The organism is Teichococcus oryzae, assembly GCF_008386565.1.
Classification (GTDB): Bacteria; Pseudomonadota; Alphaproteobacteria; order Acetobacterales; family Acetobacteraceae; genus Pseudoroseomonas; species Pseudoroseomonas oryzae.
Window position 1 is genome coordinate 63,678 of record NZ_VUKA01000006.1, and the last position, 26,567, is coordinate 90,244.

The 26,567-nt window shown below is 70.2% G+C and carries 25 protein-coding genes; 8 read left to right on the forward strand and 17 right to left on the reverse strand.

Annotated elements, in window-relative coordinates:
* Positions 1–11: 11 nt before the first annotated feature.
* The 3 genes from nrdR to rpiB are packed head-to-tail and all read right to left on the reverse strand — an operon-like array spanning position 12 to position 2,263.
* Positions 12–473 carry a transcriptional regulator NrdR gene (nrdR, locus tag F0Q34_RS13250; protein WP_149812704.1) on the reverse strand — a complete coding sequence of 154 codons (462 nt, stop codon included), beginning with the start codon at positions 471–473 and terminating at the stop codon, positions 12–14.
* A 39-nt stretch (positions 474–512) separates the two neighbouring features.
* Entirely contained in the window at positions 513–1,796 is a 1,284-nt protein-coding gene (gene glyA / locus F0Q34_RS13255) for a serine hydroxymethyltransferase (RefSeq protein WP_149812705.1), read from the reverse strand.
* A gap of 5 nt (positions 1,797–1,801) precedes the next feature.
* Positions 1,802–2,263 carry a ribose 5-phosphate isomerase B gene (gene rpiB / locus F0Q34_RS13260; protein WP_149812706.1) on the reverse strand — a complete coding sequence of 154 codons (462 nt, stop codon included), beginning with the start codon at positions 2,261–2,263 and terminating at the stop codon, positions 1,802–1,804.
* 200 nt (positions 2,264–2,463) lie between these two features.
* On the opposite strand from rpiB, the gene F0Q34_RS13265 reads away from it, so the two are divergent.
* Both F0Q34_RS13265 and hemB read left to right on the forward strand, forming a co-directional pair.
* On the forward strand, positions 2,464–3,765 hold the full coding sequence (locus F0Q34_RS13265) for an O-acetylhomoserine aminocarboxypropyltransferase/cysteine synthase family protein (RefSeq protein WP_149812707.1): 1,302 nt from the start codon (positions 2,464–2,466) through the stop codon (positions 3,763–3,765).
* Between the two features lie 4 nt (positions 3,766–3,769).
* Positions 3,770–4,792, forward strand: coding sequence for a porphobilinogen synthase (gene hemB, locus F0Q34_RS13270; protein WP_149812708.1), 1,023 nt, complete (start codon positions 3,770–3,772; stop codon positions 4,790–4,792).
* A 59-nt stretch (positions 4,793–4,851) separates the two neighbouring features.
* On the opposite strand, the gene F0Q34_RS13275 is transcribed toward hemB, so the two are convergent.
* The 10 genes from F0Q34_RS13275 to F0Q34_RS13320 all read right to left on the reverse strand — a co-directional run bounded on the left by F0Q34_RS13275 (position 4,852) and on the right by F0Q34_RS13320 (position 16,321).
* Entirely contained in the window at positions 4,852–5,799 is a 948-nt protein-coding gene (locus F0Q34_RS13275) for an aldo/keto reductase (protein ID WP_149812709.1), read from the reverse strand.
* Positions 5,800–5,922: 123 nt separating this feature from the next.
* The gene (locus F0Q34_RS13280) at positions 5,923–7,065 is read right to left on the reverse strand and encodes an alpha/beta hydrolase (protein WP_149812710.1); all 1,143 of its coding nucleotides are present in this window, start codon (positions 7,063–7,065) and stop codon (positions 5,923–5,925) included.
* Between the two features lie 94 nt (positions 7,066–7,159).
* Positions 7,160–8,209 carry an HlyD family secretion protein gene (locus F0Q34_RS13285; RefSeq protein WP_149812711.1) on the reverse strand — a complete coding sequence of 350 codons (1,050 nt, stop codon included), beginning with the start codon at positions 8,207–8,209 and terminating at the stop codon, positions 7,160–7,162.
* 25 nt (positions 8,210–8,234) lie between these two features.
* A complete protein-coding gene (locus F0Q34_RS13290) occupies positions 8,235–9,830 on the reverse strand; it encodes an MFS transporter (RefSeq protein ID WP_149812712.1) in 1,596 nt (531 codons plus the stop codon).
* Entirely contained in the window at positions 9,827–10,306 is a 480-nt protein-coding gene (locus F0Q34_RS13295) for a MarR family winged helix-turn-helix transcriptional regulator (protein ID WP_149812713.1), read from the reverse strand. Before F0Q34_RS13295 ends, F0Q34_RS13290 begins: the two co-directional genes overlap by 4 nt.
* Before the next feature lie 100 nt (positions 10,307–10,406).
* Entirely contained in the window at positions 10,407–11,237 is an 831-nt protein-coding gene (locus tag F0Q34_RS13300) for an MBL fold metallo-hydrolase (protein WP_149812714.1), read from the reverse strand.
* A gap of 70 nt (positions 11,238–11,307) precedes the next feature.
* The gene (locus F0Q34_RS13305) at positions 11,308–12,510 is read right to left on the reverse strand and encodes a CaiB/BaiF CoA transferase family protein (RefSeq protein ID WP_149812715.1); all 1,203 of its coding nucleotides are present in this window, start codon (positions 12,508–12,510) and stop codon (positions 11,308–11,310) included.
* 29 nt (positions 12,511–12,539) lie between these two features.
* Complete coding sequence (locus tag F0Q34_RS13310) at positions 12,540–13,862, reverse strand: SLC13 family permease (protein ID WP_149812716.1); 1,323 nt, start codon at positions 13,860–13,862, stop codon at positions 12,540–12,542.
* A 94-nt stretch (positions 13,863–13,956) separates the two neighbouring features.
* Positions 13,957–15,558: a malonyl-CoA decarboxylase gene (locus F0Q34_RS13315; protein ID WP_149812717.1), complete on the reverse strand. Its 1,602-nt coding sequence runs from the start codon at positions 15,556–15,558 to the stop codon at positions 13,957–13,959.
* A 115-nt stretch (positions 15,559–15,673) separates the two neighbouring features.
* The gene (locus F0Q34_RS13320; RefSeq protein ID WP_149812718.1) at positions 15,674–16,321 is read right to left on the reverse strand and encodes a GntR family transcriptional regulator; all 648 of its coding nucleotides are present in this window, start codon (positions 16,319–16,321) and stop codon (positions 15,674–15,676) included.
* Between the two features lie 117 nt (positions 16,322–16,438).
* Here F0Q34_RS13320 and F0Q34_RS13325 point away from each other — a divergent pair, with 117 nt between their 5' ends.
* From F0Q34_RS13325 to F0Q34_RS13335, 3 genes are all read left to right on the forward strand, one after another.
* Positions 16,439–17,938, forward strand: a complete 1,500-nt coding sequence (locus F0Q34_RS13325; protein WP_149812719.1) for an aldehyde dehydrogenase family protein — start codon at positions 16,439–16,441, stop codon at positions 17,936–17,938.
* A gap of 122 nt (positions 17,939–18,060) precedes the next feature.
* Positions 18,061–19,350 carry an AmpG family muropeptide MFS transporter gene (locus F0Q34_RS13330; protein WP_149812720.1) on the forward strand — a complete coding sequence of 430 codons (1,290 nt, stop codon included), beginning with the start codon at positions 18,061–18,063 and terminating at the stop codon, positions 19,348–19,350.
* Between the two features lie 103 nt (positions 19,351–19,453).
* Positions 19,454–20,356, forward strand: coding sequence for an alpha/beta hydrolase (locus tag F0Q34_RS13335; RefSeq protein ID WP_241665475.1), 903 nt, complete (start codon positions 19,454–19,456; stop codon positions 20,354–20,356).
* Between the two features lie 21 nt (positions 20,357–20,377).
* Here the strand turns inward: F0Q34_RS13335 and F0Q34_RS13340 are convergent, their stop codons facing one another.
* The 4 genes from F0Q34_RS13340 to dapA form a co-directional block, all read right to left on the reverse strand.
* Complete coding sequence (locus F0Q34_RS13340; RefSeq protein WP_149812721.1) at positions 20,378–21,271, reverse strand: sigma-70 family RNA polymerase sigma factor; 894 nt, start codon at positions 21,269–21,271, stop codon at positions 20,378–20,380.
* Between the two features lie 5 nt (positions 21,272–21,276).
* On the reverse strand, positions 21,277–21,726 hold the full coding sequence (locus tag F0Q34_RS13345; RefSeq protein ID WP_149812722.1) for a carboxymuconolactone decarboxylase family protein: 450 nt from the start codon (positions 21,724–21,726) through the stop codon (positions 21,277–21,279).
* Between the two features lie 81 nt (positions 21,727–21,807).
* Positions 21,808–22,293, reverse strand: coding sequence for an SsrA-binding protein SmpB (smpB, locus tag F0Q34_RS13350; protein WP_149812723.1), 486 nt, complete (start codon positions 22,291–22,293; stop codon positions 21,808–21,810).
* A gap of 81 nt (positions 22,294–22,374) precedes the next feature.
* Positions 22,375–23,253, reverse strand: a complete 879-nt coding sequence (gene dapA, locus F0Q34_RS13355; RefSeq protein WP_149812724.1) for a 4-hydroxy-tetrahydrodipicolinate synthase — start codon at positions 23,251–23,253, stop codon at positions 22,375–22,377.
* A gap of 191 nt (positions 23,254–23,444) precedes the next feature.
* Between dapA and F0Q34_RS13360 the strand changes: the two genes are divergently transcribed.
* Genes F0Q34_RS13360 through F0Q34_RS13370 form a run of 3 tightly spaced genes read left to right on the forward strand, consistent with a single transcriptional unit; the run spans position 23,445 to position 26,508 of the window.
* Positions 23,445–25,502 carry a lytic transglycosylase domain-containing protein gene (locus F0Q34_RS13360; protein WP_241665476.1) on the forward strand — a complete coding sequence of 686 codons (2,058 nt, stop codon included), beginning with the start codon at positions 23,445–23,447 and terminating at the stop codon, positions 25,500–25,502.
* Complete coding sequence (locus F0Q34_RS13365; RefSeq protein ID WP_149812725.1) at positions 25,502–25,996, forward strand: phosphatidylglycerophosphatase A family protein; 495 nt, start codon at positions 25,502–25,504, stop codon at positions 25,994–25,996. Before F0Q34_RS13360 ends, F0Q34_RS13365 begins: the two co-directional genes overlap by 1 nt.
* Entirely contained in the window at positions 25,993–26,508 is a 516-nt protein-coding gene (locus F0Q34_RS13370) for a CinA family protein (protein ID WP_149812726.1), read from the forward strand. Before F0Q34_RS13365 ends, F0Q34_RS13370 begins: the two co-directional genes overlap by 4 nt.
* Positions 26,509–26,567 lie beyond the last annotated feature (59 nt).

Here is a 26,567-nt window from a genome sequence, read left to right on the forward strand (position 1 = left end):
ACGATCTTTCGTCAACCCTTTCGGTTGGGATCCAGCGCACCGAGGAAGGCGTGGAAATCCGCCGCCTCGCCGAAATTCCGGTAGACCGAGGCGAAGCGCACATAGGCCACCTGGTCCAGTTCCTTCAACGTTTCCATCACCATCTCGCCGATGGCGCGGGAACTGATCTCGCTCTCGCCCTCGGCTTCCAGGCGGCGCTGGATGCCGTTGACGATGCGCTCCACCCGGTCCTCGTCCACCGGCCGCTTGCGCAGCGCGATGCGGATGGAGCGGGCCAGCTTGTCGCGGTCGAAGGCCACCCGGCGGTTGTCCGACTTCACCACCGTCAGCTCGCGCAGGGTCACGCGCTCGAAGGTGGTGAAGCGGGCGCCGCAGGAGGGGCAGGAGCGCCGGCGGCGGATCGCCGCCCCGTCATCGGCGGGGCGGCTGTCCTTCACCTGGGTGTCCTCACTGCCGCAGAAGGGACAGCGCATCAGCGTTCATCCCCCATGGGGCTCTCCTGCCCGGTCGGCTCAGCCGCGATAGATCGGGAAGCGCTCGCACAGGGCGCGGACGGCGGCGCCGACCTCCCGCTCCACCGCGGCATTGCCTTCCGGCACGTTGGCGCGCGACAGGCCCGACAGCACCTGGCCGATCATGCGGCCGATCTCGCGGAACTCCGCTTCCCCCAGCCCGCGCGTGGTGCCGGCCGGGGTGCCGAGGCGGATGCCGGAGGTGACGAAGGGCTTCTGCGGGTCGAAGGGAATGGCGTTCTTGTTGCAGGTGAGGTGCGCGCGGCCCAACGCGGCCTCGGCCGCCTTGCCGGTCAGGTTCATGGGCCGCAGGTCCACCAGCATCAGGTGGTTGTCGGTGCCGCCGGTGACGATGCCGGCGCCCTGCGCCACCAGTTCGGCGGCCAGGGCCTTGGCATTGGCCACCACCTGCGCGGCATAGGCGCGGAACTCGGGGCGCAGCGCCTCGCCGAAGGCCACGGCCTTGGCGGCGATCACATGCTCCAGCGGGCCGCCCTGCAGGCCGGGGAAAACGGCGCTGTTGAACTTCTTGGCCAGCGCCTCGTCATTGGTCAGGATCATGCCGCCGCGCGGGCCACGCAGCGTCTTGTGGGTGGTGGTGGTCACCACATGGGCGTGCGGGAACGGGCTGTCATGCGCGCCGCCGGCGACCAGCCCGGCGAAATGCGCCATGTCCACCATGAAGGTGGCGCCCACCTCGTCGGCGATGGCGCGGAAGCGGGCGAAGTCCCAGGCCCGGGAATAGGCGGAGCCGCCGGCCACGATCACCTTGGGGCGGCTCTCGCGGGCGATGCGGGCCACCTCCTCCATGTCGATCAGGCCGCTCTCGCGCTCGACGGTGTAGGGCGCGACCTTGAACCACTTGCCGGACTGATTGGCGGGCGAGCCATGGGTCAGGTGGCCGCCAGCGGCGAGGTCGAGGCCCATGAAGGTATCGCCCGGCTGCATCAGGGCGAAGAACACCGCCTGGTTGGCCTGCGCGCCGCTATGCGGCTGCACATTGGCGAAGCCGCAATTGAACAGCTGCTTGGCGCGCTCGATGGCCAGGGTCTCGATCTGGTCCACCACCTCGCAGCCGCCATAATAGCGCTTGCCCGGCAGGCCCTCGGCATACTTGTTGGTCAGGATGGAGCCCTGCGCGTCCAGCACCGCCTGGGAAACGATGTTCTCGGAGGCGATCAGCTCGATGCCGTCCTGCTGCCGGACCAGCTCCTGGTCGATCAGCCGGGCGATGTCGGGGTCGGCCTCGGCCAGGTTGGCGCCGAAGAAGGACGGGCTGGGCATCGGTTTCAGGCCTCCTGCACGGGGTGCGGCGTGATCTTGGCGACACGGCGGGCATGCCGGCCACCTTCATAGGGCGTGGTCAGAAAAGCGGAAAGCGAGTCCAGCACCACCTCGGGCCCGGTGGTGCGGGCGCCGAAGCAGGCCACGTTGGCGTCGTTGTGCGCGCGGGTCAGCCGGGCCTCGGTGGTGTTGTGGACCACCACGGCGCGGATGGCGGGGTGGCGGTTGGCGGCGATCGACATGCCGATGCCGGTGCCGCAGACCAGCACGCCGAAGCTGGCCTGGCCCTCGGTTACGGCGCGGGCCACCTGGTGCGCGAAATCGGGGTAGTCGACGCTGCCGTCGCCATGGGTGCCGAAATCCAGCACCGGATGCCCGGCGGCTTCCAGGGCGGCGCGCAGGCTGTCCTTCAGGGTGACGCCGGCATGGTCGGCGCCTAGGGCGATGGGGGTCTCGGCCGGGTTCATGGCGCCCCCGATACCACTTCTGGCGGGCGGGGGAAATGCAACCCACCACGGCTTGCGCGCAATGCGGACATGTGCGCCGCCAGGGAGCCAGCCCCTTGCAACCGGCCGGCCGGCTTCAGGCCCCGTCCCGCTTCCTTGATCCTGGCGCCGCGCCGCGCCGCGTGGCACCAAAGCGGCAAAGACATGACGGGAGGCCGACCATGGCACAGGACCAGCACACCCACCCCGAGACCCTTGCCCTGCATGCCGGATGGCGGGCCGACCCTTCGACCGGTTCCGTCGCGGTGCCGATCCACCAGACCACCTCCTTCCAGTTCCAGGATACCGGCCATGCCGCCCGGCTGTTCGCGCTGGAGGAGCTGGGCAACATCTACACCCGGATCATGAACCCGACCGTGGACGTGCTGGAAAAGCGCATCGCCGCCCTGGAAGGCGGCGCGGCCGGGCTGGCGCTGGCCTCCGGACAGGCGGCCAGCGCCTTCACGGTGATGAATCTGTGCGCGGCGGGGGACAACATCGTGTCCTCGACCGCCGTGTATGGCGGCACCTGGAACCTGTTCGCCAACACGCTGCGGCCGCTCGGCATCGAGGTGCGCTTTGTCGACCCGGCCGATCCGGAAGGCTTCGCCCGCGCCAGCGACGACCGCACCCGCGCCTGGTATGCCGAAACCCTGCCCAACCCGAAGCTGGAAGTGTTTCCCATCGCCGAGGTCGCGGCGCTGGGCCGCGGCATGGGCATCCCGTTGATCATGGACAACACGGCGGCGCCGGTGATCTGCCGCCCGCTGGAACATGGCGCGGCGGTGGTGATGCATTCCACCACCAAGTGGATCGGCGGCCATGGCAGCTCGATCGGCGGCATCGTGGTGGATGGCGGCAATTTCGACTGGGCCGCCCATGCCGACCGCTTCCCGACGCTGAACACCCCCGACCCGTCCTATCACGGCGCGGTCTGGACGGAGGCGGCGAAGCCGCTCGGCCCGATCGCCTATATCCTGCGCATGCGAACCTGCCTGCTGCGGGACCTGGGCGCGGCGATGAGCCCGATGAACGCCTTCCTGTTCCTGCAAGGGCTGGAAACCCTGCCCCTGCGCATGGAGCGCCATTGCGCCAATGCGGAGCGGGTGGCGGCCCACCTTTCCGGTCATGCCGCCGTGACCCAGGTGATCCACCCTTCCGTGATGCGGGGCGAGGCGCGGCGGCGGGCGGAGGCGCATCTGCGCGGCGGCTTTGGCGGCCTGCTCGGCTTCGAGCTGAAGGGCGGGGCCGAGGCGGGGCGGCGCTTCATCGAGGCGCTGCGCATGTTCTACCACGTGGCCAATATCGGCGATGCCCGCAGCCTGGCCATCCATCCGGCCACCACCACCCACAGCCAGCTTTCGCCGGACCAGCAACTGGCCGCGGGTGCCACGCCGGGCTATGTGCGCCTTTCCATCGGGATCGAGCATATCGACGACATCCTGGCCGATCTGGACCAGGCCCTGGCCGCCGCAGGAGAGTGACCGCATGAGCCGCGCAGCCCGCCCCTCCGCCTTCGTGGGCGCCTTTCCCGCCATCCGCCCGCGCCGCAACCGCCATGACGGCTGGACCCGGAGGCTGGTGGCCGAGAACCGGCTCTCGGTCGATGACCTGATCTGGCCGATCTTCATCATGGAAGGGCAGGACGCCACGTCCGAGGTGGCTTCCATGCCGGGCGCCATGCGCGTCACCCTGGACCGGCTGGAGGCGCATGTCGCCCCGGCGGCGGAGCTCGGCATCCCCGCCATCGCCCTGTTTCCGATGACCCCGCCCGAGAAGAAGGACGCCGAGGGCACCGAGGCGACCAACCCCGAGAACCTGATGTGCCGCGCCGCGCGCATCCTGAAGCGGCACTTCCCGGATGTCGGGCTGGTCGGGGATGTGGCGCTCGATCCTTATACGAGCCACGGCCATGACGGGGTGATCCGCGAGGGCTACGTCGCCAACGACGAATCCGTCGCGGTGCTGACGGCGCAGGCGGTGGTGCAGGCTGAGGCCGGCATCGACGTCATCGCGCCATCCGACATGATGGATGGCCGCGTCGGCGCCATCCGGGCGGCGCTGGACGAGCGCGGGCTGATCCACACCCGCATCATGTCCTACGCCGCCAAGTATGCCTCCGCCTTCTACGGTCCGTTCCGCGACGCGTTGGGCTCGGGCGGGGTGCTGAAGGGCGACAAGAAGACCTACCAGATGGACCCCGCCAATTCGGACGAGGCGCTGCGCGAGGTGGCGCTGGACCTGGCCGAGGGCGCGGACATGGTGATGGTCAAGCCCGGCATGCCCTATCTGGACATCGTCCAGCGGGTGAAGGCCGAGTTCCGCGTGCCGACCTACGCCTATCAGGTCAGCGGCGAATACGCGATGATCATGGCGGCCGTCCGCAATGGCTGGCTGGACCACGACAAGGCGATGCTGGAAAGCCTGATGGCCTTCAAGCGCGCCGGGGCCGACGGCGTGCTGACCTATTTCGCGGTGGAGGCGGCGCGCCGCCTGCGCGCCCTGGGCTGAGCGGCCAGGGCGGATAAGGGGCGCGGGAGGGCGGCGTCCCTCCCCCGCTTTTGACCGGATCAGGCGGAAGCGGCGTTCAGCGCCTCGATGTCGCCGGCATCCAGCGTCAGCCGGGTTGCCGCGATCATCTCCTCCAGTTGCTCAAGCCTGGTGGCGCTGGCGATCGGCGCGGTGATGCTGGGCCGCGCCATCAGCCAGGCCAGGGCGATCTGTCCCGGCTTCGCGCCATGCTTCGCCGCCACCGCGTCCAGCGCCTTCAGCACCGCCTGCCCTTTCGGGTTCAGGTATTTCTTGAGCCCGCCGCCGCGGGGCGACTGGCCGAGATCCGCCTCGGAACGGTACTTGCCGGTCAGGAAGCCGGCGGCGAGCGAGAAATAGTTGATGACGCCCAGCCCCTCGGCCTCGCACAGCCTTTCCAGTTCCGCCTCGTAGCCGGCGCGTTCCAGCAGGTTGTAGTGCGGCTGCAGGCTTTCATAGCGCGGCAGGCCGTGCCGGGCGCTGGCCTCCAGCGCCGCCTTCAGCCGCGGCGCCTCGTAGTTGGAGGCGCCGATGGCGCGCACCTTGCCTTCCCTGATCAGCGCGTCATAGGCGCCGAGCGTATCCTCCAGCGGCGTGTCCGGGTCATCCTTGTGGGACTGGTACAGGTCGATGCGGTCCGTCCTGAGCCGGCGCAGCGAATCCTCGACCGAGCGGCGGATGTAATCCGGCTTCAGCCCCTTCCGCCCCGGCGCCATCTCCATGCCGACCTTGGTGGCGATCACCACCTGGTCGCGCTTGCCGGAGCGGGCGAACCAATTGCCCAGCACCGTTTCCGACTCGCCGCCCTGGTGGCCGGGCGCCCAGACCGAATACACGTCGGCGGTGTCGATGAAGTTGAAGCCGGCCTCGACGAAGCGGTCGAGCAGACGGAAGGATTCGGCCTCGTTGGCGGTCCAGCCGAAGACATTGCCGCCAAAGCAGAGGGGCGAGACGGAAAGGCCGGAGCGGCCGAGCGGTCGCGTCGTCATGCTGCATGCTTCCTTCTGCAAAGGCGCGGCGCGCCCAGGGGGGCCCGATCCTGGCATGGCCGGGCCACGCGCGACATCATCGCGCGGCCCCGCCCCAGTTCCCCGCCCCAGTTCAACGCGGGATCAGCCGCGCGGCGTGACGCGGCGGGCCGGCACCACCACTGCCGGTGCCGGCAACGCGAAGGCGGAACGCAGCTCGCCCGCCACGAAGCGCTGCGCGTCGCCCGCCTTGGCGAGCACAAAGGGATCGGCGCCGAAGAATTCATGCGTCACGCCGGCGAAGTCCTTCGCCACCACCTGCACGCCGCTTTCCTGCAGCCGCGACGCCAGGCGCGTTCCGTCATCATGCAGCGGGTCGATCTCGGCCGTCACGATGATGGCCTTGGGCAGACCGCGCAGCTCGGCTCGGCCATAGACATTCAGGCGGGTGTCCTGGGCATCGGAAGGGCTCGCCGCGTAGTGGCCGAAGAACCACTTCATCATCGCCGCGTTCAGCGGCTTGGCGTCGGCATTGGCGAGGTAGGAGGGCGTGGTCATGTCGGTGCCCGCCACCGGATAGATCAGGCCCATCGCCACCGGCAGCGGCGCCCGCGCCTCGCGCGCCGCCATGGCGACGTTGATGGCGAGGTTGCCGCCGGCGCTTTCCCCCACCACCGCCACGCGCGTCAGGTCGGCGCCGAGAGAGGCGGCATTGCCGAGCGCCCACATATAGGCGGCATAGGCGTCCTCATGCGCGGCTGGGAACTTGTTCTCCGGCGCCTGGCGGTAATGCACCGACAGCACGATGGCCTCGGATTCCGCTGCCAGGGCACGCGCCGAAGCGTCATAGGTGTCGAGATTGGCGATCACGAAGCCGCCGCCATGGAAATACACGATCAGCGGCAGCGGCGCGCGCGGCGGCTGGCCGGCACGCGGCGGCTCGGCCGGGCTGTAGAGGCGCGCGGCCAGCGGACCGCCGCGGCCCGGGATCTCCAGGTCACGCACCACCGGCAGCGGGCGGGGCGCATCGGACCGGCCAAGGGCCCGCAGCCGGTGCCGCACCGCCTCGGTCATGCCGGGCTGCAGGCGGGCCTCGGCAGGGCTCAGCGTCTCGATGGGCTGGGGGCGCAGCGCCTGCAGGCTTTCCAGCAGGGCGCGCATCTCCGGATCGGCGCGGCCGGTGGGGTCCGCCGGCATCTGCGGCTCGGGCGGCGCCGCGCAGGCGGCGACGAGGCCGGCAAGCCCGAAGGGCAGCATCAGACTGGCCCGGCGCGAAATCGTGGTCATTCGGCTTCTCCTCCATCCCGGCCCGCGCCAGGACATGCGCAGAGGCGAACGTGGGCTTCGCCGCAAGGTTGCGCCGCCTCCGCAACGGCCGGCCTCATGGCATGGGCGCCGCCTGGGTGTCGATGCTCACCACCACCGACATGCCGGGCGCCAGCATCTCCGCTTCCGCCTGGCCCGGGTCCAGCATGATGCGGACGGGCAGGCGCTGAGCGACCTTGGTGAAGTTGCCGGTGGCGTTGTCCGGCCTCAGTACGCTGAACTCCGATCCGGTGGCGGGCGAGAAGGCCTCCACCCGGCCATGCAGCCGGGCATGGTTCAGCGCATCCACGGTCAGTTCCGCATGCTGGCCGAGGCGCATGCCCGCAAGCTGCGTTTCCTTGAAATTGGCCACCACCCATTTCCGGGCCGGCACCAGCGACACCAGCTGCATGCCGGCGGACACATACTGCCCGGGCCGCGCCCCCACCTCGCCCAGCCGGCCATCCTGCGGCGCGGTGATCCGCGTGTTGCCGAGGTCGATCTCGGCCATGCGCAGCGCCGCCTCGGCGTTTTCTATGCCAGCCACCAGCGATATGCGGTTCACCACGACGGATCGCAGGTCCTGCCGCGCCACATCCAGCCCGGCCTCCGCCTGGAGCAGCGCCGCCTGGGCCTGGGCCTGGGCGGCATGGGCCTGGTCGGCGGCGCTCTGCGTCGCGACGCCGCGGGACAGCAACGGATCGATGCGGTGCGCAGCGGCCATCGCGTTCTGCAGATTGGCCCTGGCGCCCGCCACCTGCGCCTCGGCCGAGTGGATGCGCGCCTCGGCCATGCGCTGGTCCTGTTCCGAATTGGCCAGCCTCGCGCGCTGGATGTCGAGATTGGCCTCGGCCTGCCGCAGGCGCTGCGCATAGATGCGATCATCGATCCGCAGCAGCAGCTGCCCCGCCTCGACCCGTTGGTAATCCTGCACAACGACTTCGGCGATGTTGCCCGAAAGCTGCGGGCTGAGAATGGTCACCTGCCCGCGCACATAGGCGTTTTCCGTGCTCTGCACCGCGTCGCCGAAGGGCGGCAGCCGGAAGGCGTAGAGCACCAGGAGCGCACCCAGGATACCGGCGAGCAGGATCAGTGCGGAGCGGGTCAGGTGAAGGGTTTTCGCCATGGCGGATGCGATCTTCTCGGGAGGTTCAGGCAGTGGCCGCGGCGGGCCGCGCGGTCCGGCGCAGCCAGCGGCGGAAGCTGGCCGCCAGCAGCACAAGCAATGTCAGCGTGGCCATGGCCGCGATCAGCAGGAAGGCGTCGTTGTAGGCCAGCACATTCGCTTCCCGCGTCGCCTGCTGCGACAGCAGGGCCAGGCCTTCGGCGCTGCGCAGCCGCTCATCGGGCAGCACACCGGCATAGGTGGCGGCGAGTTGCCGCACCCGCCCGGCCACCAGCGGATCGGCCAAGGTGATGTGCTCCACCAGATAGGAGGAGTGGTACTTCTCACGTAGCGTTACAAAGGTGCCGAACAGGGCGGAGCCGATCAGCCCGCCCAGGCTTTGGGTGAACAGGAATACCAGGATGAAGGAGGTGACGAAGGGCGGACCCTGCTTCAGCGTGTGCGTCATGCCCGTCTGCATGGCGGCCGGCAGGAACAATGCGCCGCCAAAAGCGATCAGCCCCTGGCTCAGATGCATCCCGGCCGGGCGGGTCAGGGTCGTGGCATGCCCGTCCATGAAGGCGCCCGCGGCGATGCAGGCAAGCGACAGGATGTGCAGCGCCGGAATGCGCTCCGGCTTCAGCAAGGCGCCGCACAGCACGCCGCCCGTGACCGAGGCGCCGAGGATCGTCAGGTACAGGCCGCGGCTTTGCTCGTTCAGCAGGCCGAGGGCCTGGAACAGGCCCGGGGCGCCGGAACTCTGCTCCGACAGCACGATGCGGAAGGCGAGCAGGACGAGCGCCAGCCGCACCATCTCCCCGCTGGCGAGCCAGCGGATGTTCATCAGCGGCGTTTCGCGGTTGAACTCGATGGCGGCCGCCAGGGCGAGGGCCAGCACCGCCACCGCGAGGCAGATTCCGATCCAGGGCGCCTCGAACCACCAGTAAAGCCGGCCCAGCGTGAACACAACGGCCAGCAGGCCGAAGCCAAGGGCGATCAGCGGGTAGCTGACGGCATCCAGCCAATGCAGCACCCTGGCGCGGGGCACAGGGGCCAGCGGCAGGCGCCACACCACGGCGAGGCAAAGCAGGGCCAGCCCCACTTCCAGCGTGTACAGCCCGCGCCATTGGTCGAGATCCAGCAGAACGGGAGAGATGAGCCGCGCCAGCGCCGGCGTGGCGGCGGAACAGGTCAGCGCCAGGCTCAGCCCCCAGCTCAGCTTCTTCTCGGGCGGAAAGGCTTCCAGCATGTACAGGAAGCCCAGCGTCGAGATCGGCGAGGCGGCGATGCCGGCCACGAAGCGCACCGCCACCGCCGAATGCAGGTTGAACACGAACAGGTGCAGCACCGACACAACGGCAAAAAGGGCGATGCTGATCTCGGCGAAGCGGCGCAGGCCGAACTGCGAGCGCACCTTGGTCAGGATGGCGGTCAGGCTCACATTGGGCGCCATATAGGCCGCGACCAGCCAGGTGGCCTCGTTCACCGTGGCGCCCAGCGCGCCCTGCAACTGGTAGGTGTTCGCCGAAACAAGGTTCAGCCCGAGCCCCTGCGTGACCCAGAGCAGGACCGCGGCGCCGAGGCAGGCGGCCATGCGTCGCGCATCGGGTGCCGCGGCCGGCGCGGCAGCGGTGGCGCTCATGGCTCCTCCTTCGGCGCGGCGCCGGTGCCGCCGCCGCCGCAAGCCTCGACATTGCGGAGGATGCGGTCCAGCACGGCGCTGGTGACGGCGAGTTCGTCGGCACCGATGCCATCCAGCAGCGCGGCGCGCAGCGTGGCGACCACCTGCTCCACCTCGCGCAATTGCGGCATCGCTTCGGCTGTCAGCATCACCTGCTTGGCCCGGCGATCCCCCGGGACGGCGCTGCGGCGGATCAGGCCCTGCCGTTCCAGCCCATCCAAAAGGCGCACCAGGGTCGGGTGCTCCAGCTCCAGCACCGCCGCCAGCTCCGTCTGGTTCACGGCCTGGTGCTTCGCCAGGTGCAGCATCAGCCGGGCACGCGGCAAGGTCATGCCGCGGGCGCGCATCAACCGGTCGAACACCGTGCGCACCTTGCGGCCGGTGATCGCGATCTCCGTCAGCAATGCTTCCCGCAGAGCTGCGTCCCGCAGTTCCATAGGAACCTCAATTGTAGTGTGCTAACGAAATCCTTCTACAGGATCGGGAAGGGCCTTCACCATGGCGAAGGCCGCAGGGCTTCCCCGCGCCAGGAGCAAATCAGCCGGCGCGAAGATGCGGCGGCACCGCCACCTGCTCGAAATCCCGTGCCAGGGCATGCAGGGCGGATCGCAGCTTCGGTCCCTGCATGGCGCGGCCATGGCCCGGAACCAGGATTTCTGGCTCCAGCTGCGCCAGCAGCCGCGCCGATTGCGCCGCCGCCGTCCAGTCCGGGGTGAAATAGCGTGGCGGCCCGTGCAGCTCCGGCGCCTGGGTGGCGGCGGCATAGGCGGATTCCTGCGCGGTGGTGACAACGGCGTCGCCGGACAGGAGCAGCCGGTCCTGCTCCCGCCAGAAGGACACGTGGCCCGGCGCATGGCCCGGCGTGTGGAGCCAGCGCCAGCCGGGCATGAAGGGCAGGCTGCCATCCTCCGGCAGCGGCAGCAGCCAGCGGCTGACATCCACCGGGGAGCGCGGGAACAGCGGCGCCAGCAGCGGCATCACCCCGCCCCCGGCCTTGGTATCCGGCGGCGGATAGGACTGCCGGCCGTTCAGGAAGGGATGCTCCAGCGGGTGCGCGTAGACCGGCGCTTCCCATTCATTGGCCAGTGTTTCCAGCACGCCGACATGGTCGAAATGGCCATGGGTCAGCAGGATGGCGCGCGGCGGGTGGTCCAGGAAGCGCTCGGCGGCGGCGCGGCGGATCAGCCCGGCCGAGCCGAACAGGCCGGCATCGATCAGCACCCATTCGGCGCTGCCGGGCTCGCCCCAGAAAGCCACGTTGACGATGGCCAGGCGGCGATAGGCCAGGTCCGGCACCACCGCCATCGTGCCATCCGCCTGCTGCATCCCGGCGATCGCTTCCGCCGTCAGCGGGATCTGCTGGGTCATCATCGCCTCCCCATGGCTGCCGGGAAGGCAAACCGGTGGCGCCGGCCTCGGTTGCCGGCGCCACCGTGGATCACACGAGCTTCTGCTCGCGCAGCGACGCGATCTCGGCGGCGGAATAGCCGAGGCTGGCCAGTACCTCATCCGTGTGCTGCCCCAGCAGGGGCGCGGCGGAGCGGTAGTCCGGCGGCGTCGCGGACAGCTTCACCGGGTTGGCGACCACCGTCACCTCCTGGCCGGAAGCGTGCGGCATCTTCACCAGCATGTCGCGCGCCTGGACATGCGGGTCGGCGAAGACGCGGTCCAGGGTGTTGATCGGGCCGCAGCCGATCTTCAGCGCCTCCAGCTTCGCAATCCATTCATCCGTCGGCATGGTCCGGGTGACAGCGGTCAGCGTTTCGGTCACCAGGGCGCGGTTGCCGACGCGGGCGGCGTTGGTGGCGTAGCGCTCATCGGCCAGCAGGTGCTCCAGGCCGAAATTCTTGCAGAAGCGCTCAAAGGTCGGGTCATTGCCGATCGACAGCACCATGTAGCCATCGGCGGTCGGGAACACCTGGTAGGGCACGATGTTGGGGTGCTGATTGCCGAGGCGCGGCGGGTTCTGGCCGGTGGCCAGGTAGTTCATGCCCTGGTTGGCGAGCCATGCCACATGCGTGTCCAGCATGCCGATGTCGATCTGCTGCCCCTGCCCTGTCGCCTGCTTGTGTCGCAGGGCGGCCAGGATGCCGATGGTGCCGTAAAGCCCGGCGAACAGGTCGGCGACGGGGATGCCGACCTTCTGCGGCTCGCCCTCGGGCTCCCCGGTCAGGGACATGACGCCGCCCATGGCCTGGATCAGCGCGTCATAGCCGGGGCGCGGCGCATAAGGTCCGGTCTGGCCGAAGCCGGTGATCGAGCAATAGATCAGCCCCGGATACTTCTCCTTCAGCTGGTCCCAGCCCAGGCCGTACTTGGCGAGCGCGCCGACCTTGAAGTTCTCCACCAGGATATCGGCATTGGCGAGCAGCTTGTGCACCACCGCCTGCGCCTCGGGCTTGGCGATGTCCAGCGTGATGGACTTCTTGTTGCGGTTGACGCCGACGAAATAGGCGCTCTCCCGCGTGTTCGGCATGAAGGGAGGCGCGAAGCCGCGGGTGTCGTCGCCTGCCTCGGGGCGCTCGATCTTGATGACCTCGGCGCCGAGGTCGCCCAGCATCTGGGTGCAGGTTGGGCCGGCCAGGACGCGCGTCAGGTCCACGACGCGCAGGCCCTTCAGGGGGCCGCTCGGTTCGATCATGGCATTCACTCTTTCGTTCTTTGTTGCAGTCACAGCCAGCCGGGCACGATCAGCACGGCCCAGGCCAGGGCGGGACCGCCCACGACAACAAGGCCACTATAGATCAGGAACCGGCGGAACAGCTTGTCCCGCTCATCCTCGGCCGCATTGGCCACGACGAGGGCACCGTTGGTCGAGAAGGGGCTGACATCGACAATGGTGGCCGAGATCGCGAGGGAGGCGATCATGCCCACCGCCCCGATCTCGCCGCCCGCCAGAAAGGGCACGGCCAGCGGGATGATGGCGCCGAGCACGCCGACCGAGGACGCGAAGGCCGAAACCACGCCGCCGATGTAGCAGAGCAGCAGCGCCGCCAGCAGCGGCGCGCCAAGCCCGGCCACGCTGTTGCTGACCATGTCGATGGCGCCCGATTTCTGCAGCACGCCGACATAGGTGATGACGCCGGCGATCAGCAGCACGGTGGACCAGCTCACCTTGTCGATGGCGCCCTTCTGCGCGGTGGGGGACAGCAGCGCCAGCAGCACGGCGATGGTGATCGCCACCATGCCGACATTCAGCCCGAAAGCCAGCGAGCCCACCCCCAGGATCAGCAGCCCGGCAAGCGTCAGGATCTGGTCGCGCGTCGCGCGGGTGAGGTGCGGATGATCCCCGTCCCGCGGGGCCGCGGGGGTGCCGCCATGGCCGGTGACCGGCACGGAGGCGCGGCTTCCTTCCTCGAATTCCTCATGCGTGCCGGTGTCGCGCCGGCCGAGCAGCTTCGCGCCGCCAAAGGCGAAGAAGACGCCCACCGCCACGGCGAGGTTGAAGAACAAGCTGGCCAGGAACAGCGCGGTTTCATTGCCCGGCAGCCCGGCGCGGTCGACGATCTGGTTGGTGATGCCGCCATAGATCGAGATGGGCGAGAAGCCGCCGCCCTGCGCGCCATGGATGACCAGGAGGCCCATCATCAGCGGGTCGATCCTGTAATGGCGGGCGAAGCGCAGCGCGATCGGGGCGATGATCGCCACCGCGGCCGGGCTGACCGCGCCAACCGCCGTCAGAACGGCGGCGACGCCGAACATCACCCAGGGGATCGCCGCCACGCGCCCGCCCACCGCGCGCACCGCCCAGTGCACCAGCAGGTCGATGGTGCCGTTCTTTTGCGCAATGGCGAAGAGATAGGTGATGCCGACGAGCGTGACGAAGAGGTCACCCGGGAAGCCCGCCAGGATGTTGTTGGCGGTCATGCCGACGAACACGGTGCCAACGAGGAAGGCGAGCGCGAACGCCAGGGCGCCCATGTTGATGGGCAGTGCCGTGCCAACAATGAACATCACGACCAGCCCCAGGATAGAGGCAAGGGATGGGGACACTTGGGACGTTCCTCGGTTGTGGCGCGGCGCAAGCGGCACCACGCGGAAGCTTCAAACGATGGGGCGCCATGACGCCGCCACCGCTATCCGTCAATCAGGCAGCCGGCTTGGTGCCGGACGTCCTGGAACCCGGCGCCTTGGCGGCGGGCTTGCCCCCTTCCCCAGTGCCGCCGCCGGAGCCCCCTCCGGAGCCTCCGAGCAGGCGCGGCAGGTAGCCGGACCGTCCCTTGCCCGCGGACAGCGCCGGCATCGCCAGCATGGCATCCACCGCCACCGAGCGCGCCACCGTGCCGGACCGGGTAAAGGCCTCGTGGTTCGCCTCGATGCTGTCGGGATCGTAGAGGTAGTTCACCATCACTCCGTAGGATTCGGCCATGCCGCGCGGCGCGGTGTTGCCGAGCCAGTTGATCCGCTCCAGCCGCGCGCCATTGCCCAGGTGGAAGCGCGCCACGGGGTCGATATTGCCCATGCCGGTATTGGGCCGCGTCAGGTATTCGGCCACCAGCCGTAGCAGCGGCGGCCGCAGCGCGGCTTCCCGCGCCGGGTCGAGCCACCATTCGCCGGTGGCCAGCTTGTCCAGCAGCGCGGCAGCCTTGGGCGGCGCGGCGCCCTCCGCAGGCTCCCCGCCATCCGGCGCCTCGGCGGCGGGCAACTCCGCGGCGGGTGCATCGGCGGGCGTCGCCAGTGCCGTGATGGCGGCATCTTCCCCGGCGCGGAACAGCTCGTCCCCGCCACGCTCGAGCCGCCGCTTCAGCCAGCGGCGGAAGCCGGGCACGGGGGAAAGGGTGGAGAAGTGCCGGATCTCCGGCAGCTCGGCCTTCAGTTCCTCCACCACCTGCTTGATCAGGAAGTTGCCAAAGGAAACGCCGCGCAGGCCTTCCTGGCAGTTGGAGATGGAATAAAAGATGGCGGTGTCGAATTCCGGCGGCGCCGGGCCCTCCTGGGGCGCCAGCAGCGGCTGGACGGCGCTCGCCAGGCCCTGGGTCAGGGCCACCTCGACGAAGATCAGCGGCTCGCCCGGCAGGGCGCGGTGGAAGAAGGCGAAGCAGCGCCGGTCCGGCCCGAGGCGGCGGCGCAGATCGTCCCACCCCATGATCTCATGCACCGCCTCATAGGCGATCAGCTTCTCCAGGATCGCGGCCGGCGTGTCCCAGTCGATGCGGCGCAGCTCCAGGAAGCCGCGGTTGAACCAGGAGGCGAACAGGTGCTGCAGGTCCACGTCGAGCGGCTTCAGCTCCGGGTGCTTCTTCAGCTCGCCGAGCAATTCGCGGCGCATGTTGACCAGCGCGGCGGTGCCGCCCATGGCCATGTTCATGCGCCTGAGCACCTCCTGCCGCGGCGGCTCGGCCTTCTCGAACAGCATCATGGCGCGCGCCGCGGAAGGCTCGTCCAGATAGGCCTGGGCGGCGGCGCGCAGGGCGGCCTCGTCGGGCAGGAAGCTGGTGGCCAGGAACTGCCGGAAGGCGGCGCGGTCCTCGGCGTTCAGGTCGTGCAGCACGCTGAGCAGCTCCCGCGCCACCGCCGCGCCCGAGGCCTCGCCCCGCTCTGACAGCAGGGACCGCGTCAGCAATTCGGCGCGGACCAGCGGCGGACGCGCGATGGCCGGCACGTCGGCGTAAGGGCGGCCGCGATCGGCGATGCCCGACCAAAGCCGCTCCAGCCAGGTGCGCGCACCCATGGTGATGGAAGTGGGCATGTGGTTGTCGCTCCCGGACCAATGGTGGCTTGCCCGCAGTATTGCGAAGGGCCGGCGGGTTGGAAACCGAATTATGCGAGAGGGTTAGTTTTCACGCGCCCTGCATGCGGAACTGTCATGTTCTGGCCCGTCTCATATACTGAGCCAGGGCAGCACTCGCTGTCAGGATATGCACGCGCATCAGTTGCGCCGCCTCCTCTCCGGCGCCGCGAAGAACCTGCTCCAGGATTGCCTCATGCTCGGCGAAGGAGCGCTCGATCCGGCGGTCCTCGTTGAACTGGGCACGGCGATAGGGGGCCAGGCGCAGGCGCAGCGTCGCCGCATGTTCGGCCAGGACGCCATTATGGGTGCCACGGTAGAGCAGGTTGTGGAAGCCCCGGTTGTATTCGTCATAGGCATCGAGCGCCGAATCCGCCGGATTGAAGCCGGCATGGAGCGATTGCAGCCCGAAGCGCTCCATCGCCGTCATCCGATAGGTGGCAAGGCGGGCACACATCGCCTCGGTCTCGGCCATCAGCTCGAACAGCTCGGCCAGTTGCTCGGTCGTGATGCGGGCGACGCGGGCGCCGCGCCGCGGCTCGATCTCCACCAGCCCGGCCGCGGCCAGCTCGCGCAGCGCTTCCCGCGCGGGGGTGCGGGAAGCGCCGAAGCGGATGGCCAGCTGGCTTTCGTCGATGACGCTGCCTGGCGCCAGCCGCCCGGCGGTGATGTCGTCGGCGAGCGTCAGGCGGATGGTTTCGGCAAGGGTGACTGCGCGGTTCATGTTGCGCGCGATGCTGCCCCGGCCCGGCCACGAAGGAAAGCGGCCCCGCTTGCCGTGGCGGGCGACCCGGCGCATGGTCGCGCCCCTTCTTACGCGCCCTTGCCTGAGGAAAACGCCATGTCCGAACTGTTCGAAGCCCCGACCCTCGATCAGGCGGCGCTCGCCCGCGCCCTGTCCGGCTTCCACCTGATCGGCGGCAAGCTGACCCGCCCGGTGAATGGCCGCCTGTTCCCCGTGGTGAACCCCGCCACCGGCGCCACCGTGGCCGAGGCCGCCGATGGCGATTCGGCCGATGTGGATGCCGCGGTGGCCGACGCGGCGCGGGCGCAGAAGGACTGGGCCCTGCTGCCGGCCCGCAAGCGCGGCGCGCTGGTGCATCAGGCGGCGCAGCTGATCCGCGCCCATGTGGAGGAGCTGGCGCGCCTCGTCGCGCTGGAAACCGGCAAGGCGCTGCGCACCGAAAGCCGCGTCGAGGCCAACAACGTGGCCGACATCTTCGAGTTCTTCGGTGGCCTCGGCGGAGAGATCAAGGGCGAGACGGTGCCCTTCGGCCCGGATGTGCTGAACATCACGGTGCGGGAGCCGCTGGGCGTGGTCGGCGCCATCATCCCCTGGAACATCCCGATGATGCTGCTGGCGCTGAAGGTCGCGCCCGCGCTGGTGGCGGGCAACAGCATCGTGGTGAAGTCGGCGGAGGAGGCGCCGCTCGCCGTGCTGCGCATCGCGGAGCTGATGAACCGCGTGCTGCCGCCCGGCGTGTTCAACATCCTCTCGGGCCAGGGGCCGGAATGCGGCGCGCCGCTGGTGGCGCATGATCTGGTGAAGAAGGTGACCTTCACCGGCTCGGTCGAGACGGGCCGCATCATTGCCCGCACCGCGGCCGACAAGTTCATCCCGGTGACGCTGGAGCTGGGCGGCAAGTCGCCGATGATCGTGTTCGCGGATTGCGACTTCGAGAAGACGGTGGCCGGCGCCCTCACCTCCATGCGCTTCACCCGGCAGGGGCAGAGCTGCACCGCCGCCTCCCGCATCTTCGTCCAGCGCCCGATCTACGAGAAGTTCGTGGCCGAGATGGCGAAGCGGGTCGATGCCATGGTGATGGGCGACCCGCTGGACGAGGCGACCGACATCGGCACCATCATCTCCCCGGCACAGTACGAGAAGGTCCAGGCCTTCATCGCCGAAGGCAAGGCGACCTCCGGCGCCGAGGGCCGCGCCTGCGCCCGCATGCCGGCCGACCCCACGCTGCGCAAGGGGCTGTTCATCCAGCCGCACATCTTCACCGGCCTCGACAAGGACAGCCGCCTGGTGCGGGAGGAGATCTTCGGCCCCGTCACCGTGGTGTTCCCCTTCGATGACGCGGAAGCCGTGCTGCGCGACGCCAACGACACCGAATTCGGCCTCGCCGCCAGCGTCTGGACCAACGACCTGAAGATCGCGCTGCGCTTCGCCCACCGGATCGAGGCGGGGCTGGTGCAGGTGAACCAGAACCTCGTGGTGCAGCCGAACCTGTCCTATGGCGGGGTGAAGAATTCCGGCCTGGGCAAGGAAGCCAGCCTGGAATCCATGCTGGAGCACTTCACCCATAAGAAGACCATTATGGTCAACATGGCCTGACGGCCATTGGGCATGGTCAACATGGCCTAAACGGCCATCGGGCATGGTGAACATGACCCAAACCACGCCTCCCTCTCGCGGGGGCTGACGCGGCGGAGGCGGCCATGGCAGGTTGCGGCAACATGCGCCTCCTTCCTGCCGCGGTCGCCGGTGACCGCCGATTCCTGATCATGCTGGCCCTCGGCTTTTCCGCCGGGGTGCCGCTGCCCCTCACCGCCTTCGTGCTGCGGCAATGGATGTCCGAAAGCGGCATCTCGCTGGCCGCCATCGGGCTGACGGCGCTGATCGGCCTGTCCTATTCGCTGAAGTTCCTGTGGTCGCCATTGCTGGACCACGCCATGCCGCCGCTGTTCCGCGGCTGGGGGCGCCGGCGCGGCTGGCTGGCCACCATTCAGCCGATCCTGGCGCTGTCCATCCTGGCGCTGGGCTTCACCAACCCCGCCGCAGCGCCGGAGCTGACGGTTGCGGTGGCGGTGCTGGTGGCCTTCCTGTCAGCCAGCCAGGACGTGGTGGTGGATGCCTATCGCATCGAGTTCCTGGAGGAACGGCAGCAGGGCCTCGGCCTCGCATGGTATGTCTGGGGCTATCGCGGGGCGCTGCTGGCGGCCAATGCCGGGGCGCTGGCCGTGGCCGAGTTCGCCGGCTGGACCCTGGCCTTCGCCTATTGCGCGGCCCTGATCGGGGTAGGCTTCCTGGCGGTGTGGCTGGGGCCGGAGCCGGAAGGGCAGCGCCGCGAGGCGCGCGGCTGGGCCGCCCGGATGCGCGCCGCCGTGGTCGATCCTTTCGCCGACTTCATGCGCCGCCCCTACTGGCTGGCCATTCTGCTGTTCATCGCCCTGTTCAAGCTAGGCGAGGCACTGGCGGGGGTCATGACCGCGCCCTTTTATCGCGAGCTGGGCTTTTCCCGCACCGAGGTCGCGGCGGTGGGCAGCGTGTTCGGGCTGTTCGCCACGCTGGTTGGCGCCCTGGCCGGCGGCTGGCTGGTGGTGCGGATCGGCACGGCGCGGGCCCTGGTGCTGACCGGCATCACCCAGATGCTGTCCAACCTGATGTATGTGGCGCTGGCCCATGCCGGGCACGACATGCCGATGCTGTGGGCCCAGGTGGGGGTGGAGAACTTCACCGACGGCCTCGCCGATGCGGCCTTCGTCACCTACCTCTCCTCGCTGACCAGCCGCGCCTTCACCGCCACGCAATATGCCCTGCTGTCCTCGCTCGCGGCGGTGCCGCTGCGCACATTGGGGGCCGGGTCGGGCAGCCTGGCGGAGTGGCTCGGCTGGGTGGATTTCTTTCTGCTCACCACCTTCGCCGCGCTGCCGGCCATGGCGGTGATGCTGTTTCTTCTGTGGCGGCTGCCGCCCCCGCCGCGCGCGACCCATGTTGCGGCGCTGGAGGAGCCTGGGCCGGGCTGATGCGCCCCCTCTTGTGGTTGCGACCGATTCGCAATAAGCCGGGCTTGTCCTTGTCCGGAGGCTCCGACATGCCGCTCCCCCCATTTTCCTACGGAGCCTTGCCGTGGCGCCGGCGCTGAGCCGCAGGGCCCTTGTCGCCGCCATGCTGACCGGCACTGCCGCGCGGGCGGCCGACCTTCCGATCACCCTGCCCCGCAGCGCCACCTGGGATATGCGCAGCACCGCCGGGCACCGCCACCGCATCCTGCTCGGCTGGCCCAAGGCGCCGGCGCCGCCGGGCGGCTATCCGGCGCTGCTGCTGCTGGACGGCCACACCAGCTTCCCCATCGCCACGGCCCTGGCCCGCCAGCAGGAGGCCCGGGGCGCACAGTCCCTGACCGAACCCGCAGTGCTGGTCGGGCTGACCTATCCCGAGGAGGCCGCCCCCTCCGGCGATGGCGTGGATGGGCGGAGCCGCGACTACACCCTGCCCGCGGCCGGCGCGCCAGCCGGAACCGGGGGCGCCGATGCCTTCCTGGATTTCGTCGAGCAGCTTCTGCTGCCGGACATCGCCGCGCGCCTTCCGCTCGACCGGGACCGCCTGGCGCTGTTCGGCCATTCCTATGGCGGGCTTTGCGCCCTGCATGCCTTCTTCACCCGGCCCGCCCTGTTCCGCGCCACCATCGCCGCCAGCCCCTCCATCTGGTGGGGAAACGGCGCCGTGCTGGCGGAGGAAAGCCGCTTCGCCGGCGCCCTGCCGCCCGGAACCGCACGGCGGCGCCTGTTGATCACGGTAGGCAGCCGCGAGCAGCGCAGCGCGGAGGAGATCGCGGCCCTTCCGCCTGCCCGGCAGGAGCGCGCGCGCATGAGCAACATGGTGGGACGCGCCGGGGACCTGGCCGCCCGCCTGTCGGGCCTGGGGCCGGAAGGGCCGGAGGTCGCCTTCGTGAACTTTCCCGGCGAAGACCATGGCTCGGTCATCGCGCCTGCCATCGGGCGCGCGGTCCGCTTCGCCCTGGCGCGCTGAAGCTCGCCGGAGGGCGCGGCGTCAAGGCCGCGCGGCGCCTCCGCTGGGCAGCCGCAGCGCCGCCAGCTTGGCGGGGTTGCGGATGACGTAGACGGCGCTGATGCGGCCATCCGCGAGTTCCAGCGCGGTGGTCTGCGGCAATCCGTCGGCTTCCAGGGTCACGAAGCCCGGCTGGCCGTTGATGCGGCCCAGATGCAGCAGGGGCGGCACGCCCGGCCGCTTGCGGGCGATGCCGGCGAAGAAGCGCCCCACCCTTTCCGCCCCGCGGATCGGGTTGAGTGCCGCCGGGCGGATGCCGCCGCCATCGGTATGGAGCACGGCATCGGCCGCCAGCAGGCCCCGCAGCGCGGCCATGTCGCCCTTTCGCGAGGCGGCCAGGAAGGCGCGCGCCACCCGCTCCGCCTCCGCATCCGTGACCGGAAAGCGCGGATCGGCCTCCGACAGGCGCTCACGCGCCCGGCTGGCAAGCTTGCGGCAGGCCGGTTCCGCCTTGTTCAGCAGCGCCGCGATCTCGGCGAAGGGCGTTTCGAACAGGTCGTGCAGGATGAACACGGCGCGTTCCGCAGGGGACAGGCGCTGCAGGGTCAGCAGAAAAGCGACGGACAGATCCTGCGCCTGCTCATGCGCCGCCTGCTGGGGCGGCCGCAGATCCTCAACCACCGGCTCCGGCAGCCATGGCCCGACATAGCACTCTCGCCGCACCCTGGCGGAGCGCAGGTGATCGAGGCTGAGCCGCGCCGCCGCCGTCAGGAGCCAGGCGCGCGGCGAGCCGATGCCGGCGCGGTCCGCCGCGGCCCAGCGCAGAAAGGTGTCCTGGGCGATGTCCTCCGCTTCGGCCAGGGAGCCCGTCATCCGGTAGGCCAGGCCGATCAGGTCGGCGCGGAAGGGGCCGAAGCTCGCGGCGGCATCACCCATGGCGTTCAGTCCATCCGCACTGGCGGCACGGAGCGGAAGCCGATGGCCAGGCGGTTCCAGCTGTTGATGGCGCCGATCAGCAGGGTTAGCACCACCTTCTCCGCATCGGTGAAATGCGGGTCGAGGGCGGCGTAGTCGGCATCCGGGGCATGGGTGTCGGCGATGCGGGTCAGCGCCTCGGTCCAGCCCAGGGCCGCGCGCTCCCGCGGGGTGTAGTGCGGCGCCTCCCGCCAGGCATCCAGCAGGTAAAGCCGGGCTTCCGTTTCACCGGCGCGGCGGGTGTCCCGCGTGTGCATCTCGATGCAATAGGCGCAGCCATTGATCTGCGAGGCGCGGGTCTTCACCAGATGAACCAAGCCGTGTTCCAGCCCGCCATTCACCACCGCCTTCTCAAAGGCGTACATGCCGGCAAGGGCTTCGGGCGCCGCGGCCTGCGGGTTCAGTCTCGGTTGCATGGGATGTCCTTTTGTTCCGACATCCACAAGACGAGGCAGGCCCGCACGATGTGACAGGCTGCCCCGGCTTTTCCCGAAAGTTCAGCCTTTTTCCCGCATCAGCCGCGCCTTGTCGCGCTGCCAGTCGCGCGCGGCGATGGCATGGCGCTTGTCGGCCTTGTTCTTGCCCTCGCCGAGGCCGAGCAGCACCTTGGCGATGCCGCGCTCGTTGAACAGGATCTCCAGCGGCACCAGCGTCACGCCTTCCCGCGCCACGGCGCCGGTCAGGCTTTCCACCTGCTTCTTCTTCAGCAGCAGCTTGCGCGGCCGGCGCGGCTCGAAATGGGACACGAAGGAGCCGGCCTGCCATTCGGGAATGTAGCAGTTGAACAGCCACAATTCGCCGTCGCGCTCGCCGGCCCAGGCATCGGCGATGGCGGCGCGGCCGGCGCGCAGCGACTTCACCTCCGGCCCCAGCAGCACCAGCCCGGCCTCATAGGTGTCGCCGATCTTGTAGTCGAAGCGCGCCTTGCGGTTCTGCGCGGCGGTGCCGTGCGCGATCAGCGCTTTCTTGCGGGGCTCGGCCATCACTCTTTCATCCGGCGGAAGGCGGGGTGGCCCAACGTGGCGCGCCGCCTCCCGGTTTCAAGGTCTCGTTCCAGCAGAGCCTCAGTTCAGCAGCCCGGCCGTCACCATGGCCGCCTTGACCCGTGCCTTGGTGGCATCGGCGACAGGCGCCATCGGCAGCCGGCAGAAGGCCGAGGACTTGCCCAGCAGGCTGGCGGCATACTTCACCGGGCCGGGCGAGGTTTCGCAGAACATCGCGTCGTGCAGCGGCGTCAGCCGGTCCTGGATTTCCATCGCCTCCTCGACGCGGCCGGCTTCCCAGGCGGCGTGCATCTCGGCGCAAAGGCGCGGCGCGACATTGGCGGTGACGCTGATGCAGCCCACCCCGCCGGCGGCACGGAAGGCCAGGGCGGTGTGGTCCTCGCCGGAAAGCTGGCAGAAATCGGTGCCGCAGGCGAGGCGCGTGTGCAGCGGCCGCGTCAGGTTGGCGGTCGCGTCCTTCACGCCGACGATGTTCGGGTGCTTCGCCAGCCGCGCCATGGTTTCCACCGACATGTCGATCACCGAGCGCGGCGGGATGTTGTAGATGATGATCGGCAGGTCCACCGCATCGGCGATGGCGGTGAAGTGCAGATACAGGCCTTCCTGCGTCGGCTTGTTGTAGTAGGGCGTGACCACGAGGGCGGCATCGGCGCCCGCCTCCTTGGCATGGCGGGTCAGCGCGATCGCCTCGGCCGTGCTGTTGGAGCCGGCGCCGGCGATCACCGGCACCCGGCCGCCCGCGGCCTCGACGCAAAGCTCCACCACGCGATGATGCTCGGCATGCGACAGGGTCGGGCTTTCGCCGGTGGTGCCGACAGGGATCAGCCCCTGCGTGCCCTCGGCGATCTGCCAGGCCACGAAGTCGCTAAAGGCTTTTTCATCCAGCCTGCCATCGGCGGCCATCGGCGTGAGCAGCGCGACAAGCGATCCCTTGAACATCGGACGAGCACTTTCCTTCCCGGGTGGCGGGTTCTGGCGGAGGAGGGCCGGAAGCTAGGCGCCCGGGCGAAGCCGCACAAGCGCCGGCCGGCCCACCTTCCCCGCCACATTTCTTCACGTAAGCCAATGATACACGCCGCGCCGGTTCTGCTCTACCCTGGGGACATGTTCGCCTCATCCCGCCCCGCCGCATGACCCTGCTGGCATTCGCGCCCAGCGCGTCCTCCACCGTGCTCCGCCGCATGCTGCTCCTGGCCGGCCTGGCGGTTCTGCCTGCCACCGGCTTCCGCGCCGCGCCCGCCCTGGCGCAGCCCTGGGCCTCCGAGGCGCAGCGCGGCGCCGGCCGTGCCGCCATGATCGCCGCCAATGCCGGCCGCTGGAGCGAGGCGCAGGCCATTGCCGATGCCAGCGCTGACCCGCTCGCCGGCAAGCTGGTGCGCTGGATGCGGCTGCAGGTGCGCGGCCAGGGCAGCGCCGAGGAGGTGGCCGCCTTCACCGCCGCCAATCCCAGCTGGCCGCAGCTCGCCACCCTGACCCTGCGGGGCGAGGAAGCGCTGCCCGTGCTGGCCGATGACGCGCTGGTGCTGCGCCTGTTCGCCCAGCATCCGCCGCGCGGCCTGAACGCCACGCGGCTGCTGGCCGAGGCGGTGCAACGCCAGCAGGGCGCGGCGGCGGCGCAGGAGGCGGTTCGCCGCGGCTGGCGCGAAGCCAATGCCGATCCAGGCGACGAGGCCGCCTTTCTGGCCATCTTCGGGGCGCTGCTGACGCCGGAGGATCATCGCTTCCGCTTCGAGCGGCTGGCCTGGGCGCGGCAAACCACGGCCGCCGGCCGCCTGCTGCCCTTGCTGCCCCCCGATGCCCGCCTGCCGGCGGAACTGCGCCTGGCGCTGGCCGCCGAGCAGGGGGGCGCGGAAGCGCAGGCCGCGCCGCGCGCCGCGGCGGATCTTGGCCTCGCCGCCGAACTGGCGCGATTCCTGCGCCGCCAGGACCGCGACCGGGAAGCCGCGGCGGTGTGGCAGCAGGCCGAGCCCCTGCAACGCCAGATGCGGCCCGAGGCCGCGCGCGCCGTTTGGAACGAGCGGCAGGTTCTGTCGCGCAAGCTGCTGCGCCTGGGCGACGCCGCCACCGCCTACCGCGTCGCGGCGGGGCATGGCGCCTCGGAAGGGGAGCCGCTGCACGACGCCGAGTTCCTGGCCGGCTTCATCGCGCTGCGGCGCCTCGGGGATCCGGCCCTGGCGGCGCGCCATTTCGCCAGGCTGGGCGAAGGCAGCAACAGCATCATCACCCGTTCCCGCGCCGCTTATTGGCGCGGCCGGGCCGCCAGCGCCCGCGGCCGTGCCGGGGAAGCCCGGGCCGAATACGCCGCCGCCGCCAGCCTGCCCACCGGCTTCTATGGCCAACTTGCGGCGCTGGCGCTGGGCGAAACGCCGGCGCAGCTCGCCGCCCGCATCCAGGCGGTGCGTCCGCCGCAGCCTGGCGCCGAGGCCGCCGGGGCCTTCCTGGGCAAGGAGCTGGTGCAGGCGGTCCTGACGCTGGCCGATCTGGGCGATACCGACCGTGCCCGCACCTTCCTTTTGCGGCTGGAGGAAACCGCGCCCGATCCGGCGGAACAGGTGCTGGTGGCGCGGCTGGCGGGCAGCATCGGCCGGCAGGACCATGCCGTCTGGATCGCTCGCCGTGCCGGGGTCGACGGCGTGATGCTGCTGCCCGAAGGCTTCCCCGCCCCTTACGCGCTGCCGCCGGACGCTGGGGTGGAGCCGGCCTTCGCCTATGCCGTGGCCCGGCAGGAAAGCAATTTCGATCCTTCCGCCATCTCCTCCGCCAATGCGCGGGGCCTGATGCAGCTTCTGCCGGGAACGGCGGCGCTGGTGGCGCGGCAGCTCGGCATTCCGACCCAGACCGGCTGGCTGACCAGCCAGCCCGAGCACAACATGCGGCTCGGCTCGCGCTATTTGGCGGATCAGCTCGCCCGCTTCGGCAACCTCGCCATGGCCGCCGCGGCGTATAACGCCGGTCCCCGCCGGGTGGAGGAATGGCTCGGCACCTATGGCGATCCGCGCATCCCCGGCGGCGCCACGGGCGATCTGATCGACTGGATGGAGCAGATCCCGTTCGGCGAAACCCGCAACTACGCCCAGCGCGTGGTGGAGAACGCCGTGATCTACCGTGCGCTGCACGGCCAGGAGGCGCTGGACCATCCCCTCCAGCCCTGGCTGCCGCCTTCCATGCCAGCCGTGGCGGCGCGCTGATGTCGGCGCCCCTGGCCGCGCCGCCGGTGGCCCCGGCGGCCCTGTTGCCGCGTGCCCTGGCGAGCATGGGCGGCATCGGCTTTGTCCGCCCCGCGCCGGGCAGCTGGGGCAGTGCCCTGGTGCTGCCGGCGGCGCTGGCCGGGCCCGAGGCCTGCCTGCTGCTGGCGGCGCTGCTGACGCTGATCGGCTGGTGGGCGCTGGAGCGGCTGCCGGACCGCCATGCCGATCCCGGCTGGGTGGTGATCGACGAGGGCGCCGGGCAATGCCTCGCCCTGGCGGCGCTGCCGCTCGGCGCCGGGCCAGCCGGGGTGGCCCTGGCCTTCCTGTTGTTCCGCCTGTTCGACATCACCAAGCCCGGCCCGGTCGGCTGGGCCGACCGTCGCAAGGGCACCGCGGGCGTGATGCTGGATGACCTTTTCGCCGGCGCGCTGGCCGCCCTCGTCATCCTGGCGCTGCGCCTGGCCGGACTCGCCTTCACGGGGGATGGGGCATGAGCGAATTGCTGGAGCCGGGAACGCTGGACCGCGCCGCCGCCCTGCTGGAACAGCTTCAGCGAGCCGGCCTGACGCTCGCCACCGCTGAAAGCTGCACGGGCGGGCTGGTCGGTGCCGTGCTGACCGCCATCCCCGGCTCTTCCGCGACGGTGCTGGCGGGCTTCATCACCTATTCCAACGCGGCCAAGGCCCGCATGCTGGGCGTGCCGGAAGCCATGCTGGCCGAGTTCGGCGCGGTGAGCGAGCCCGTGGCCCGCGCCATGGCGGAAGGCGCGCTGCGCGAATCGGGCGCCGATCTGGCGGTGTCGCTGACCGGCATCGCCGGGCCGGGCGGCGCCACGCCGGGCAAGCCGGTGGGGCTGGTGCATCTGGGCGCCGCCCGCCGGGGCGCCCCCACCCTGCTGCGCCGCTGCGTCTTCCCGGGGGACCGCAGCGCGGTTCGCGCCGCCAGCGTGACCATGGCCCTGGCAATGCTGGCGGAACAGGCCGCGCGGCCGGCACAGGGATCATGACCCGGCCCTTCCGCGCGATCCGGCACGCCATCGGCGCCAGGGCGCTGTTGCCGCTGGCG

Excerpts from the sequence above, each read along its gene's own strand:
- nrdR (WP_149812704.1), bottom strand. The coding sequence starts at position 473 with ATGCGCTGTCCCTTCTGCGGCAGTGAGGACACCCAGGTGAAGGACAGC.
- glyA (WP_149812705.1), bottom strand. The coding sequence starts at position 1,796 with ATGCCCAGCCCGTCCTTCTTCGGCGCCAACCTGGCCGAGGCCGACCCC.
- rpiB (WP_149812706.1), bottom strand. The coding sequence starts at position 2,263 with ATGAACCCGGCCGAGACCCCCATCGCCCTAGGCGCCGACCATGCCGGC.
- F0Q34_RS13265 (WP_149812707.1), top strand. The coding sequence starts at position 2,464 with ATGGCACAGGACCAGCACACCCACCCCGAGACCCTTGCCCTGCATGCC.
- hemB (WP_149812708.1), top strand. The coding sequence starts at position 3,770 with ATGAGCCGCGCAGCCCGCCCCTCCGCCTTCGTGGGCGCCTTTCCCGCC.
- F0Q34_RS13275 (WP_149812709.1), bottom strand. The coding sequence starts at position 5,799 with ATGACGACGCGACCGCTCGGCCGCTCCGGCCTTTCCGTCTCGCCCCTC.
- F0Q34_RS13280 (WP_149812710.1), bottom strand. The coding sequence starts at position 7,065 with ATGACCACGATTTCGCGCCGGGCCAGTCTGATGCTGCCCTTCGGGCTT.
- F0Q34_RS13285 (WP_149812711.1), bottom strand. The coding sequence starts at position 8,209 with ATGGCGAAAACCCTTCACCTGACCCGCTCCGCACTGATCCTGCTCGCC.
- F0Q34_RS13290 (WP_149812712.1), bottom strand. The coding sequence starts at position 9,830 with ATGAGCGCCACCGCTGCCGCGCCGGCCGCGGCACCCGATGCGCGACGC.
- F0Q34_RS13295 (WP_149812713.1), bottom strand. The coding sequence starts at position 10,306 with ATGGAACTGCGGGACGCAGCTCTGCGGGAAGCATTGCTGACGGAGATC.
- F0Q34_RS13300 (WP_149812714.1), bottom strand. The coding sequence starts at position 11,237 with ATGACCCAGCAGATCCCGCTGACGGCGGAAGCGATCGCCGGGATGCAG.
- F0Q34_RS13305 (WP_149812715.1), bottom strand. The coding sequence starts at position 12,510 with ATGATCGAACCGAGCGGCCCCCTGAAGGGCCTGCGCGTCGTGGACCTG.
- F0Q34_RS13315 (WP_149812717.1), bottom strand. The coding sequence starts at position 15,558 with ATGCCCACTTCCATCACCATGGGTGCGCGCACCTGGCTGGAGCGGCTT.
- F0Q34_RS13320 (WP_149812718.1), bottom strand. The coding sequence starts at position 16,321 with ATGAACCGCGCAGTCACCCTTGCCGAAACCATCCGCCTGACGCTCGCC.
- F0Q34_RS13325 (WP_149812719.1), top strand. The coding sequence starts at position 16,439 with ATGTCCGAACTGTTCGAAGCCCCGACCCTCGATCAGGCGGCGCTCGCC.
- F0Q34_RS13330 (WP_149812720.1), top strand. The coding sequence starts at position 18,061 with ATGCGCCTCCTTCCTGCCGCGGTCGCCGGTGACCGCCGATTCCTGATC.
- F0Q34_RS13340 (WP_149812721.1), bottom strand. The coding sequence starts at position 21,271 with ATGGGTGATGCCGCCGCGAGCTTCGGCCCCTTCCGCGCCGACCTGATC.
- F0Q34_RS13345 (WP_149812722.1), bottom strand. The coding sequence starts at position 21,726 with ATGCAACCGAGACTGAACCCGCAGGCCGCGGCGCCCGAAGCCCTTGCC.
- smpB (WP_149812723.1), bottom strand. The coding sequence starts at position 22,293 with ATGGCCGAGCCCCGCAAGAAAGCGCTGATCGCGCACGGCACCGCCGCG.
- dapA (WP_149812724.1), bottom strand. The coding sequence starts at position 23,253 with ATGTTCAAGGGATCGCTTGTCGCGCTGCTCACGCCGATGGCCGCCGAT.
- F0Q34_RS13360 (WP_241665476.1), top strand. The coding sequence starts at position 23,445 with ATGACCCTGCTGGCATTCGCGCCCAGCGCGTCCTCCACCGTGCTCCGC.
- F0Q34_RS13365 (WP_149812725.1), top strand. The coding sequence starts at position 25,502 with ATGTCGGCGCCCCTGGCCGCGCCGCCGGTGGCCCCGGCGGCCCTGTTG.
- F0Q34_RS13370 (WP_149812726.1), top strand. The coding sequence starts at position 25,993 with ATGAGCGAATTGCTGGAGCCGGGAACGCTGGACCGCGCCGCCGCCCTG.